Source organism: Leptolyngbya sp. CCY15150 (assembly GCF_016888135.1).
Taxonomy (GTDB): domain Bacteria; phylum Cyanobacteriota; class Cyanobacteriia; order RECH01; family RECH01; genus RECH01.
Map to the genome: position 1 here is coordinate 17,552 of NZ_JACSWB010000292.1, position 13,588 is coordinate 31,139.

9 protein-coding genes are annotated in these 13,588 nt (G+C 57.1%); 8 read left to right on the forward strand and 1 reads right to left on the reverse strand.

Features of this window, described 5'->3' with window-relative positions; genetic code table 11:
* The first annotated feature begins 150 nt into the window (after nt 1-150).
* Nucleotides 151-1,803 carry a CTP synthase gene (locus JUJ53_RS23125; protein ID WP_204154414.1) on the forward strand — a complete coding sequence of 551 codons (1,653 nt, stop codon included), beginning with the start codon at nt 151-153 and terminating at the stop codon, nt 1,801-1,803.
* 40 nt (nt 1,804-1,843) lie between these two features.
* Here the strand turns inward: JUJ53_RS23125 and JUJ53_RS23130 are convergent, their stop codons facing one another.
* Nucleotides 1,844-3,226 carry a HAMP domain-containing sensor histidine kinase gene (locus JUJ53_RS23130; protein ID WP_204154415.1) on the reverse strand — a complete coding sequence of 461 codons (1,383 nt, stop codon included), beginning with the start codon at nt 3,224-3,226 and terminating at the stop codon, nt 1,844-1,846.
* 371 nt (nt 3,227-3,597) lie between these two features.
* Between JUJ53_RS23130 and JUJ53_RS23135 the strand changes: the two genes are divergently transcribed.
* The 7 genes from JUJ53_RS23135 (at nt 3,598) to JUJ53_RS23165 (ending at nt 13,577) form a co-directional block, all read left to right on the forward strand.
* Nucleotides 3,598-3,912: a DUF3155 domain-containing protein gene (locus tag JUJ53_RS23135; protein WP_204154416.1), complete on the forward strand. Its 315-nt coding sequence runs from the start codon at nt 3,598-3,600 to the stop codon at nt 3,910-3,912.
* Between the two features lie 690 nt (nt 3,913-4,602).
* A complete protein-coding gene (locus JUJ53_RS23140; protein WP_204154417.1) occupies nt 4,603-5,226 on the forward strand; it encodes a TetR/AcrR family transcriptional regulator in 624 nt (207 codons plus the stop codon).
* A gap of 79 nt (nt 5,227-5,305) precedes the next feature.
* Nucleotides 5,306-6,685, forward strand: coding sequence for an aminopeptidase P family protein (locus tag JUJ53_RS23145; RefSeq protein WP_204154418.1), 1,380 nt, complete (start codon nt 5,306-5,308; stop codon nt 6,683-6,685).
* 177 nt (nt 6,686-6,862) lie between these two features.
* Nucleotides 6,863-9,382: a hypothetical protein gene (locus JUJ53_RS23150; RefSeq protein WP_204154419.1), complete on the forward strand. Its 2,520-nt coding sequence runs from the start codon at nt 6,863-6,865 to the stop codon at nt 9,380-9,382.
* 85 nt (nt 9,383-9,467) lie between these two features.
* Nucleotides 9,468-10,649, forward strand: coding sequence for an aldo/keto reductase (locus JUJ53_RS23155; RefSeq protein WP_204154420.1), 1,182 nt, complete (start codon nt 9,468-9,470; stop codon nt 10,647-10,649).
* Between the two features lie 249 nt (nt 10,650-10,898).
* Nucleotides 10,899-12,545, forward strand: a complete 1,647-nt coding sequence (locus JUJ53_RS23160) for an ABC transporter substrate-binding protein (protein WP_239125313.1) — start codon at nt 10,899-10,901, stop codon at nt 12,543-12,545.
* Nucleotides 12,546-12,554: 9 nt separating this feature from the next.
* Nucleotides 12,555-13,577, forward strand: coding sequence for an ABC transporter permease (locus tag JUJ53_RS23165; protein WP_204154421.1), 1,023 nt, complete (start codon nt 12,555-12,557; stop codon nt 13,575-13,577).
* The last annotated feature ends 11 nt before the right edge of the window (nt 13,578-13,588 follow it).

Below are 13,588 nucleotides of genomic sequence, written 5' to 3' on the forward strand. Positions count from 1 at the left end.
TGCACCAGCCGTAACCTGTCGGTGCTGTGGCACGCTGTGGCACAATGAATGCGATATGGCTAGACCCATCTTTCCTGACCTATCCCTTTGGGAAGCGTTGGGAGAGTGGCGATCGCACCGTCAGTCTTCACTCGGTGGGTGTTTAAAGGAATGACTAAATTTGTATTTGTAACCGGCGGTGTTGTTTCCAGCATCGGTAAAGGGATTGTGGCCGCAAGCTTAGGGCGATTGCTGAAATCGCGGGACTACTCGGTGTCCATCCTCAAGCTCGATCCCTACATCAACGTAGATCCGGGCACCATGAGCCCCTTTCAGCATGGCGAAGTGTTTGTCACCGAAGATGGCGCGGAAACTGACCTAGACTTGGGTCACTACGAGCGATTCACCGACACCTCTATGTCGCGGCTGAACAGCGTCACCACGGGCTCCATCTACCAAGCGGTGCTCAACAAAGAGCGGCGGGGTGATTACCAAGGGGGCACAGTGCAGGTGATCCCCCACATCACCAATGAAATCAAGGAACGCATCCTGCGCGTGGCCCAAAATACCAATCCCGATGTGGTGATCACAGAAATTGGGGGCACCGTAGGCGATATTGAATCCCTACCCTTTTTGGAAGCCATTCGCCAATTCCGCAAAGCCGTAGGGCGCAGCCAGGTGCTTTATATGCACGTCACGCTGATTCCCTGGATCTCAGCGGCGGGGGAAATGAAAACCAAACCTACCCAGCACTCGGTGAAGGAACTGCGTTCTATTGGCATTCAACCCGATATTTTGGTCTGCCGCAGCGATCGCCCCCTGCAGCCCGGCATCAAGTCGAAGCTCTCGGAATTTTGCGACGTGCCCGAAGCCTGCGTGATCACCTCCCAGGATGCCGACAGCATCTACGAAGTGCCCCTCACCTTAGAACAGGAGGGTTTGGCGCACCAAGTGCTGGATCTACTGCGCCTCGACCAACGCCCCCCCGATCTCGACCATTGGCGCACCCTAGTGGAACGTCTCTATCGCCCAGGCCATCCCTTAGAAATTGCTATCGTCGGCAAATATGTGCGGCTCAATGATGCCTACCTTTCCGTGGCTGAGGCCCTGCGCCATGCAGCGATCGCCAGCGGAGCTAGCCTCGACGTACGCTGGATTAATTCAGAAGACCTCGATGGGCAAAGTGTAGAACAGCTCCTCCAAGGCGTCGGCGGCATCATTGTCCCTGGTGGTTTTGGCAACCGAGGGATTGAGGGCAAGGTGGCAGCCATTCGCTATGCCCGAGAGCATCATGTTCCCTTCCTCGGCCTCTGCTTAGGGATGCAGTGCTCGGTGATTGAATGGGCTCAGCATGTGGCTGGACTGGAGGATGCCAACAGTGCCGAATTTTCCCCCACCTGTAAAAATCCCGTGATTAACCTCTTGCCAGAACAGCAAGATGTGGTTGACCTAGGTGGCACCATGCGTTTGGGGCTCTATGCCTGCCGCATTGCTCCCAACACCCTAGCGGAGCGGCTCTATGGTGCAGAGGTGGTCTATGAGCGCCATCGCCATCGCTATGAATTCAATAACGCCTACCGCACGCTGCTATTAGAAACCGGCTATGCGGTCAGCGGCACCTCGCCGGATGGGCGGCTGGTGGAAATTATTGAGCTGCCAGATCACCCCTTCTTCATCGCTAGCCAGTTCCACCCAGAGTTTCAGTCTCGTCCAAACCGCCCCCATCCCCTGTTTATGGGGCTCGTACAGTCGGCGATCGCCTTTACCCAACCCCAGGGCGCGATCGCTCCTGCTGACCTCCAGCCAACCCTCAGCGAAAGCTAAGCGGTTGCCGATAGGCGAGCGGAGCCAACGGGCGTGAATTCTACGCCACCTCTGGCAGCCATACTACTAAAACTGTGCCGTGGGACGTTAGGGGCAGCAGAGGAGCCTGATCCCCTTGGGGTTGCCATGCCGCTAGGGGACTGTAGACCTCTAGCTTGCCCCCCATCTGGATGATCAGATCACGAGCGATCGCCAGACCTAGCCCCGTGCCGGGAATACCGGTGTGGGCCTGGACACCGCGATAGTGGCGTTCAAAAATATGCTCTAAATCGTCAGGGGGAATACCTGGCCCCGTGTCCGCAATGGTCACAGCCTGCAGGGTGCCGGTGGGGGTTTCCTGGCGATCGCCCACCCACACCCACACCTGTTCTTGGGCTGGTGTATATTTCAGGGCATTGTCTAGCAGGTTATTCAGCACCTCCCGCAGGGCTTGGCGATCGGTCAGGACAGCGGGCAGATCATCGGCTAGTTCTACATTGAGCTGAATCTGTCGATCTTGGGCGATCGCACCAGCGCTGGATAATAGGGGCGCTAACACATCGGTGATGGCACAACCCTCTAGGACAAGCTGCTGCCCGGTGAGAGCGTTCTGGCTAGGCAAACGAGCGGTTTCCAGCAGCCCTGCTGTCAACCATGGCCCGGTCGAGTCATCCGTATCCTCCCAATCCAACACCTGCCCCTGATCCATCACCTGATCAAACTGCTTGAGCAACTCCTCCAGGCGCTGGCTCTCTTGGACGATGCTGTTCGCCAAACTGCGGTTTTTATCCTCCGGCAGTAGCCTACGCCAGAGCAGCTTACCAAAGGTGCGCATAGCCGTAAGTGGATTGCGAAACTGGTGCAGCAGGTTGCCCAGCATCTCCCGCTGCTGGGCCTGGATCTGGCGCTGGCGTTGGAACTGCTGGGTCATCCACTGGGAGCGCTGATCCAGCAGGCGAGCGATCGCTAACGTTCGGGCAATATGCTCTACTTGGGTGCGTTCTGCCGGTTTCCAAGGGCGATCGCCCCGAGCCACCACCAGCGCCCCAAATACCACATTGTTGTGTCCTAGGGGCAAAATAACCTGGTGAGAAGGCTGTTTTAAGGGCTCTGGGGTCGGTAGGTCGCCATCGTTCATCGTCGAGCCTAACCGCAGAACGGGGCGATCGCTGCTGCCATCCCCCCCACCTCGGGACGGCAAAGCCAAGCGGGGCGGCTCCCCCGCCTCATGGCCACTCTCCGTCAACCAGGTGAGTAAGCGCTCCGCCGACCAATCGCGCACAGCCTCGGGCATCGCCACAATCGGCCGGAGATTGGCGATGGCATTGTTGGCCATGTCTTCGGTGAGATAGACCACGCTGAGGGTGGCCCCCAGGCCTTGGCGAATCAGGGCCATTTGGGTCTCACACAACCTCACATATTCATCGCTTGCCGAGATCACCATTCACAATCCCTAACCCTTAGGACAGGAGCTAGCCCCATCTGCATCGCTGAGCGATCGCTCCTAAAAAAAATCCTAGCGCGCAGTCCGAATACAGCACCACTCAATCCTGTTTGTTCCGCCTAAAAGCTGATGACAAGGGCACAAAACTACGCAGGTATACCCAGCTACTTAACAGTTCGTTACGTTAATCAAGCGGGGGTGCGATCCACAGAACGGTTGATAAGTCTAGATAGCTTAGGATATTGAATAAATGAAATGTGTAAAACCTTTAAATAAAGTTGAAATTTTAAACTCAAGTCGATATACTTTGCACGGTTTTTCTATTTTGTAGTGACGATTACACCTGTCGATCGAAAGAGGAGGTAGAAAGCTTGGCCAGAAGACGCAAGCGCAAGAGCCGTCGTCGCCAGGAGGGACGGAGAATTCTAGATTTAGTGCCCCAGTATAGCATTGAAAGCGGCGAGGACAAACCTGTTACGGCTGCTCGCAAGTTTATTCAGTCTGAAGGCATTTTGCCCCCAGCATTGCTGTTGGTAAAGCGAAATGAACACACCACCGACCGGTACTTTTGGGCTGAGAAAGGTTTATTTGGGGCTCAGTACGTCGAAGAAAACCATTTTCTGTTTCCTAGCCTGCGCGATCCCGAAGATGAGGAGGAGATTCCTGCCATGGTCGGGCATGGGTAGTCTAGGCTACTGGTCTCCACTAGGTTTTGCAGTCGCCTCCCCCCTAATGGCGTGCGTAGATCAGCCCATGTAGACCGTCGTTTAGGTTTCGTACGAGGTCATTCAGAAATCCTAGCTGTTGGTGTGAAGGAGCACGTTAGGCATTTCCGGGTTTAACCACCGCACCTCCCTGAATCAAGCGGCATCGACCACAGCAATGCCCCGCCCTTTGAGTGTGGACTATCCATTCTGTGACGTCCTAGGACTGCCTGCCCCAACCGTCTTGCTTTGGTTATGAAGCTTGGCGGTTCAAGGATCAGGAACGTCTATGATGTAAAACCAAATCCTGCTGCTAATCGCACCTAACGTTCTCAACAGCCTAGGTGCGATTTTGCATGGGTAGCACTCGTTGAATCAGCACAAGAATAGGGGATGGGCTGCGACCAGCTCAGCCCGGACGGTATCTATCCCATCCCAAACACTTGGGGTTGCTGGAGCCATAACGCTTGGAATCTCCCCTTGTGTAGGGAATCATTAAGGAGATGCTTGCCCGCAAAAAATTAACGTTAAGCTGAGCCTAGGCGGTGCCGTTATCCCTTCAATCGTTACACATGCATCTCACTCGTCGGCATCCTAAGACAGCGCTCTACGACGTAGGTATCACCCACGTCACACTAATTTGATTTCTGACTTTTGATTTCTGATGTAGCCATGCACGTTTCCCATCGCCACACGTCCCCCGAACTAGAAACGCAGACTCGAATTCTGAACGCTGCTCAGCGGCTATTTGCCCGGCGCGGCTACGATGGCACCACCACTCGCGATCTCGCCCAAGCGGCGGGGGTGGCAGAAGGTACCCTATTTCGCCATTTTGAAAACAAAAAAGCAATTCTAGTCGAAGTAGCCACTCGGGGCTGGGTTGATATTCTCACCGATTTACTCACCGAACTCAGCGAGATGGGCAGCTATAAAGCGATCGCCCAAGTGATGCGGCGGCGAATGCTGCATATGCATGAAAACGCCGATATTCTGCGGGTATGCTTCATGGAAGCGCAGTTTCACCCAGATTTGCGAGAGCGCATCCAAACCGACGTGATTGAAAAAATGACCGACGTTGCCGAGGCCTTCTTTCAAACTGCCATGGAACGCGGCACCTATCGCCCGATGAATCCCCGCATTGTGGCTCAGGTTTTCCTGGGGATGTTCACCGTTGCCGGGTTCAGTCAAGATAGCGTCATGAAAAATGGCTCGTCTCCCGCCGCCATGAAAGAAATGGCTGAGGGCATTGCCGATATTTTTCTCAATGGTGTTCTGGCCCCCAGCGATGCTCAGTAATGCTCTCCCGACTGCTTCCCCCAGCACCCGCCTGCGCTAGCATAGGCACCAGAAGCTCTCGTCCCCTCTCTTCTGCACCATGCAAGCTATTGATACATCTTCTGGGCGATCGCCCCTGACCTTGTCCCATCATCTCAAGCAGCGCCGCCAGCGCCTTGCCGATCGGCTCGATCAGCCCGTGGTGCTCTGGTCTGGGCAGCGGATGTCCCGCAACTTTCCGGCCAATAGCTATCCCTTTCGGGCCAGCAGCCACTTCCTCTACTTTGCCGGCCAGTCTATCGAAAGGGCAGCGATTCACCTCGATGGTGGACGACTCACGCTGTTTCTAGACGATCCTGCCCCCAGCGCTGCCCTGTGGCATGGCCCCACCCCCAGCCGAGACCAGTGGGCCGAGGCGATCGCTGCCGATGCTGCCTATCCCTACAGCCAGCTTGCCGACTTTCTAGATGGCGCGCTCACCCTGCCGGTGCAAGACCCCAGCAGCCAACAGCAGCAACAGCACCTCCTCCAGCGATCCTTCTCCCCCACAGGAGCCGATGCCGACTTGGTGCAAGCGATCGTCAGCCTGCGCTTACAGCATGATGCCGCGGCCCTGGCTGAACTAGAGCAGGCAGCTCAGGTGACGGTGCGAGCCCACCAAGCTGGGATGCGAGCCATCGGCAGCACTGAAGCTCAGGTGCGGGCCGCCATGGAACAGGTGATTGTCGCCGCCAATATGACCTGTGCCTACAACAGCATTGTGACGGTGCATGGGGAAGTGTTACACAACGAGGTCTACCACCATCCCCTGCAGCCGGGAGACCTGCTGCTCGCCGACGTAGGAGCCGAGACCGCGGGGGGCTGGGCGGCAGATATTACCCGTACCTGGCCCGTATCGGGCACCTTTTCCAGCAGCCAGCGATCGCTCTACGAAGTGGTGCTAGCGGCCCATGATGCCTGTATTGCCGCGATCCAGCCCGGGGTAGAGTATCGCTCGATTCACTTGTTAGGAGCAGCAACCCTGGCCGCCGGTCTAGTCGATCTAGGCATTCTGCGGGGTGCGGTAGACGACCTTGTTGACCAGGATGTGCATGCGCTCTTCTTTCCCCACGGCATCGGTCACCTGCTCGGGCTCGATGTGCATGACATGGAAGACCTAGGAGATTTTGCCGGCTATGCCCCCGGCCGCCAGCGCAGCGATCGCTTTGGCTTGGGCTACCTGCGGCTGGATCGGCCCCTGCTGCCGGGCATGGTGGTGACCATTGAGCCAGGGTTCTATCAGGTGCCGGCCCTGTTGAACGATCCAGACAGGCGATCGCGTTATGCCCCTTGGGTGAACTGGGAGCGATTAGCCCACTTTGCTGATGTGCGCGGCATTCGCATTGAAGATGACGTACTGGTGACCGATCAAGGCCATCGCGTCCTGACAGCCGACCTACCCACCTCAGTCGCCGACCTGGAAGACTGGATGGCGGGCTGATCCCCCAAAGGATCCCCAAGAGGATCCCCAAGAAGATCCCCCAGAGGATCTTCCAAGACTAGCCAACCAGCCGACAATCTAGAAGCCCTATGATAGGCTTAGCCTGATCTCCGCCGGCGATCGCTGGTCTGGGGAGAGCATCGCCGGTTCCGATCCTTACACTGCCGTTTGACCCCCATGGCCCGCCGACCCCAACCATCCCAGGTTCCTCGCCGCCGTCCGGCCGCTGCACAGGAGCGGCGATCGCGACCCAAACCTGCCTATCTCACCCTGCCAGAATATCCCTGCTGTCGCCTCCCCAACCAGCCGCCCCAATATCCCTACTGTCCCTTACCAGAAGCAGCTCCGCGATCGCAGCCTCCCCGGCGTCCCTTTTCTTGGCGATCCCTAGGGCTGAATGTCTTAGTTTTGCTCTTGTTGTCCGGTATGGTGGCCGGCGTTGGGGGCGGTCTCTGGCTAGCGGCCGCCCTAATGTTTCATCCAGACTCGGTGACCTCGCGGGACTGGCTGAGGCGGTGGCTGCCGGAATCGGGCATGAATACCCACTCTCCTCAATCGGTGGCTGACATTGATGCGGATCTGCGCCAAGGCAATCGCTTCCTAGGCACGCCCTTAATGCTGCCGGCGGCCGATGGAGAGCCTGCGCCCTGGCTGGTGCCGGTCACCATTCCCCTGCCCCACTGCCAAAACCAAGGGAACCTGACCCTGACAGACTTAGGAGAGTCAGCGCTCCTGACCCGCGCCTGGCCCGACATCAATCGCTTGTCGCCCGACTGTCAACAGGTGGTTGAGTTGCGGCTCTACCGATCCCTGCCCACTGCTCCGGGGCGATCGCCTCGCTATGAGCTGCTGGATCAACTCTCCCTCGGCGGCACGCCGGAATTTCGAGTCGCGGAATTCTATCGACACTCGGCCCGCAGCACAGGATCCAATTCGGCACTGCCCTTCACCCAAGTCGAGTTTTTAGGCAACCGTCCCTTGGAGCCGACAGAAGCAGTTTGGTTGACCGTTCACGGCACTTGGTCGCGGGGCAGCAACCAAGCCAATCATGGGCAGGTGATTCAATACCTCCCCGATCGCCAAGAGTTGCAGACGTCCGTCTCTTGGGTCAGCCCTGAGATGAATCAACCCGAATGGCAGGATATTACGGGGGATGGCCGAGCCGAATTGGTGGTGAACAAAACCGTGGGCTTGGAGCCAGCCTTTGAGGTGTTTCGTCTCTTGCCGGGGCCCCAACTGCAAGCTGTTTCACTCCTAGACACCGCCTCCGACCATCCCGCCTACGAAAAGGCGATCGCCCTCGCCCAGGCCAAACTTTGGTCGCCGGCCTTAAACCAAATGCGGGTGGCTCAAACCGCAGAATCATCCCAAGGCACCTGGTCTAACGCCGCCCAAATCCAGCTTGAGGTGATCGATCTCCATGCCCAAGCTGCCCAAGCCCAGGCCAATCAAGTCTGGTCGAATGCGGGACAACAGTTAACCGCCCATCTGATCGACGGACAGTGGGCGATCGCCCTTGAGTTTTTGGATCAACAGGTCGCCGATCAGCGTTCTGATTTGCGACAGGCTCTAGCCGCCGGGGCGCTGTGGCAGCGGATCAATGCCGCTCTGCGCATTACCCCCGAGGATAACGATCTCCAGGTTTGGGCGGCTTTAACCCTAGCCGTACGCAGCGATCGCACGGCTGCCGTGACCTGGTGGCGCAGCCAAACCACCACCGAGCCTGTGGCTGCACCCGTTACTCCCGCCATGCTGCAAACCTTAGAAGCGGCTTTACCAACCGATCTGCGTCAGCGCCTCGATGCTCTCGATCGCCCCGCTCCCGCCATCACCCCTGCCGCTCCCACCACCACACCTGCACCCACTGCACCGCCATCGGCGACCCCTCGCCCCCAGCCCCAGTCATTGTTGGGTATAGCCCGTCCTATACTTCTGTCAGAGTGGGGTAGTGCCGTCCAGAGCTCTACGGGCGGTCAGACCTATGAAGTCGAGATCACTGCGATCCAGGCTGATCAGCAATGGCAGCGATCGCCCCTGAGTTTCCTCGATCTCTCCTCCGAGCAATGGCGCAGCCAGCTCGGTCTCCAAACCGCCCAATCTCTGCAGCTCCTGCATTGGAACAGCCCCACCTCCCTCAACAGCTTGTTTCAAGCACCCCAAACCAGTAGCGCCCAAGTGCTGGATGCCGTTGTGAGGGGCGATCGCCTCCTAGCCCTCATCGAGGGTAGCGGATCGTCTCGCACCTATGCCCTAGCAACCACGGCCCGCCTGCGTCCAGCTTCGGCTGAGATCTTGACTTGGAGCCAGGTACAGCAAACCCCCCAGGACAGCGATCGCCTCCGACAGGCACTGCAAACCCTCCTAGAGCAAGAAGGCTGGAGTGGGAATGGAGATAGCCTAGACAATGTTCTTGACCAGGGAGCGATCGCTCGGGTGACCCTAGATGACCAAACCAACGCCATGGTCTTGCGCTTGACGGCCAGCAACGTTAGCACCCTCCAGCCGCCGCTGACGGTGCCGGCCACCTATACGCTCATGGTGTCTGAGACGGATGTTTTGCTGTACCAAGAAGTGAGCGGCAAAACCCGAGAGATGCTGGTGGCGATCGCCCAGTTGGATGACGGTTCTCCAGTACTCGTGATTGACACCGGCCGTGACTATCAACTCCGCTTCTGGAACACCGAGTTTTTTAACTAATGTTAAGTTTTAAGGAGTTGTCCTCGACGGCCCTAGATGGGATAGCGCTGTCAGGCGGTGGTTCACCTTCGTTACCTTCGACATGATGCAATATCGGCGTTTTGGACGGACAAACCTGCAAATTCCGGTGTTTTCCTGTGGCGGGATGCGCTACCAGCATTCGTGGAAAGACGTGCCCGCGTTCACCATTCCCCGCGATCGCCAAGACAACCTAGAAGCAACCATTCGGCGATCGCTGGAGGTGGGCATTCATCACATCGAAACCGCTCGGGGCTATGGCACTTCAGAAATCCAGCTTGGACGCATTCTGCCCACGTTTCCGCGCCAGGATTTAATCGTACAAACCAAGGTATCGCCCACCAAGGATCCCAAGGAGTTTCGCCGCACCGTGGAAACGTCGTTGGCCAACCTCAAGCTCGATCATGTAGATCTGCTGGGCCTGCATGGCATTAATACCGCCGAGTTGTTAGACCACAGCATTCGTCCTGGCGGCTGCCTAGAGGTCGCCCAGCAGCTTCAGCGCGAGGGCAAGGTACGCTTCATCGGTTTTTCAACCCATGCGCCCCTGCCGGTGATCCTCACGGCGATCGAGACCGGACAGTTTGACTATGTCAACCTGCATTGGTACTACATCAACCAGTTCAACTGGCCGGCCATTGAAGCCGCGACCCGCCACGATATGGGCGTTTTTATCATTAGCCCATCTAATAAAGGCGGCAACCTCTACAGTCCGCCCCAAAAGCTGGTGGATCTCTGCCAACCCCTGAGTCCAATGGTCTTCAACGATCTCTTCTGCCTCAACCATCCCCAAGTGCATACCCTCAGCATTGGCGCTGCCCGCCCAGGCGATTTTGATGAACACCTGAAAACCTTGGACTACCTGCACCGTGCCGATGAGGTGCTGCCCCCCATTCTGGAGCGATTGGAACAAGAAGCGATCGCTCAACTTGGAGAATCTTGGTACCGCACTTGGCACGAGGGGTTACCAGATCCAAGTGAAACCCCCGGGGGCATCAATATTCCCGTGATCCTTTGGCTGCGCAACCTAGCGATCGCCTACGACATGGTGGAGTATGGGCAAATGCGCTATAACCTCCTAGGCAACGGCGGGCATTGGTTTCCCGGAGCAAGAGCGGAACAGGTTGATCGCTTGGACTTCCGGACATGCCTAGCCAACAGCCACCATGCCGATCGCATTCCTGACGCCCTCAAAGATGCCCATCGACGCTTGGGCGGCAAAACCGTCCAGCGGCTTTCCCAAAGTTAGAACCAGCGTTCAAGCTCTCGCTCCATGTCATTTTCCGATATACTACTGAACTTAATCCGCCGGGATGAAGCCAGGGCGATCGCTGGTCGTGAGTTCGATGACACTATGGCTCCAGTAGCCTCTAGAGTCGTAGGTGTAGAGTAGGCAATTTAGGGTGGGCAATGCCCACCTCCTAGAATGTCCAGTCCTAGCCCTAATCCTAATCTCTCCAGATTCTCTATCAGTAGTACCAACAGTAGTACCAAAATTATGATGAACGGTCTCGGTTCCTTGCGTCGGGGTGGGCGATCGCTCGCTCAGTTGATTGGATTATTCTGTCTGTGCCTGTTTCTCACCGTAAGCTGCGGAGGCGGTTCCTCCACCGATTCTGCCGCCACTGACAGCAGCGCTAACGGACGCCTCACCCTAGGCACAACCCTCACAGTACGCACGGTGGATCCAGCCGATACCTACGAAATTTTTCCCGGCATCTTGCTTTATAACTTGGGCGATCGCCTTTATGCCTACGAGCCAGGCACCACCGACCTCGTGCCCCAACTGGCTACCGAGATGCCCCAAATTAGCGACGATGGGCTCACCTACACCATTCCCCTGCGCGACGACGTCACCTTTCATGACGGCAGCCCCTTCAATGCCGAGGCCATGGTCTTTTCCATCCAGCGGTTTATGGAGAATGGCGGTCGCCCTGCCTACCTGTTGTCCGATAAAATTGCCTCTGTGGAAGCCAGCGGCGACTACGAGATCACCATTCAACTCTCGGCCCCCTTTGCCGGCTTTCCCTCCCTCCTAGCCTTCTCTGGCGTCACCCCTGTGCCCCCCAGCGCCTACGAGATTGGCCCCGGCTCCTTTCAGCCCACCTCCTTCATCGGCACCGGCCCCTACAAGCTCAGCCAGATAGGAGCCGACCTGGTGCGCCTTGATGTGAATGAAGACTACTGGGGCGAGGCACCGGCCAATAACGGGTTAGACATTCAGATTTTCTCCAGCCCTGCCAACTTATTCAACGCCTTTAGAACCAACACCGTTGATATTGCTTACCAAACCCTGGATCCTGATCAAATCAGCAGCTTGGTGCGCGAGGCAGAAACCAACAACTGGCAGGTGGAAGAGGCGGGCAGCACCGTGATCAACTATCTGGTGCTCAACCAAAAGATGGAGCCCTACGATAATCTGGATGTGAGAAAGGCGATCGCCTCCTTGATTGACCGGCCCCTGTTGAACGAACGGGTTTTCCAAGGGCAGGCAGAACCGCTCTACAGCATTTTGCCCACCAGCTTCTCGGAATATGAGCCCGTGTTTCAAGAGGCCTATGGCGATGGCGACGCTGAGAAAGCCAAAGCTTTTCTAGAATCCGCTGGATTTTCCGAAGCCAATCCCCTACCGCTAGAAATTTGGTACATTTCCACCTCCACCACCGACGGCTTGGCCGCCAGCACCCTAGAGGCATCCATTGAACAACAGGTGCCCGGTCTGGTGGACGTGACCCTCCAGGGCGTAGAATCTGCCACCGCATTTGAAAATCTCGGGGATGGCATCTATCCCACCTTTATCCTCAACTGGTACCCCGACTTCTACGACGTCGATACCTTCATTCATCCCTTCCTCCACTGTGATGAAGGTTCGCCAGAAACCGGCTGTACCTCAGGACAAACCCAGGCAGGCGGCTCGTTCTACTACAGCGATCGCGTCATTGACTTGGTCAATCAGCAGCGCCTAGAGTCGGATGTGGACGCTCGCCGGGCGATTATTGCCGAGCTACAGCAGAGCCTGATCGAGGATGTTCCCTATGTGCCGCTGTGGCAGAAAAAGGACTATGCCTTCAGCCAGCCTAGTGTGGATGGATTTTCCATTCAGCCCACACAACAGGTGCTATTCTGGCAACTTAGTAAGTCTTAGGAAGAGACAATGTCCCGCTCTAGCGCCCTACGGTACTACGTTCTATCTCGGTTGCTCTTAGCGCCCCTGATGCTGTGGACGGTGATCACCATTGTGTTTTTGCTGCTGCGGGTCAGCGGCAATCCCGTTGATGCCACCCTCGGCCCCCGTGCGCCAGAAAGCGCCAAGGAAGCACTGCGGATAGAGCTGGGCCTAGATGCGCCCCTGTGGCTGCAATATGTGCGATATCTGGGTGCTTTGCTCCAGCTTGATCTGGGCACTTCTATTGTCAATCGGGGGCAAACCGTTTGGCAGATCATCCGTGACTACTTTCCCGCCACGGTGGAGCTAACGCTGTTGAGTATGCTGGTGTCGGTGGTGGTCGGGGTGGCGATCGGATCCCTGGCCGCCTCCCGGCCCAACACGGCGGTCGATGCCGGGGGGCGGCTGTTTGGCATCATCACCTATGCTGTGCCCATGTACTGGTTTGGCATGGTGCTGCAGCTTGTGTTTGGCGTGTGGCTGGGCTGGTTTCCTACCAGCTTGCGCTACACCCCCGGTCTTAGCCCTGCCCCTGGCTTCACGGGGCTTTACGTCATCGATAGTTTAGTCCAAGGACGATTTGACCAACTGGGCATCGCCCTGCATCACCTAGCCCTGCCTAGTTTGACCCTAGGAATCTTACTCAGCGGCATTTTTGAACGCATGGTGCGGATTAACCTCAAGCAAACCCTGCGGTCAGACTACGTGGAAGCGGCGCGGGCCAGGGGCATTCCCGAATATCGGGTTGTGCTCATCCATGCCCTGCGCAATGCCTTAATTCCAGTGGTCACGGTCTTGGGGCTAACCATTGCCTCCCTCCTCGGGGGAGCCATTCTCACCGAAGCCACCTTTTCCTGGCCAGGACTAGCCTTCCGGTTATACGAGGCGATCCGGATGCGCGATTACCCGGTTGTACAAGGAATCATGGTATTTTTTGGAGCCATTGTAGCGATCGCCAGCATTGCGATTGATATTCTCAACGCCTACATCGATCCACGCATCCGCTATTAGCGATCGCTTCC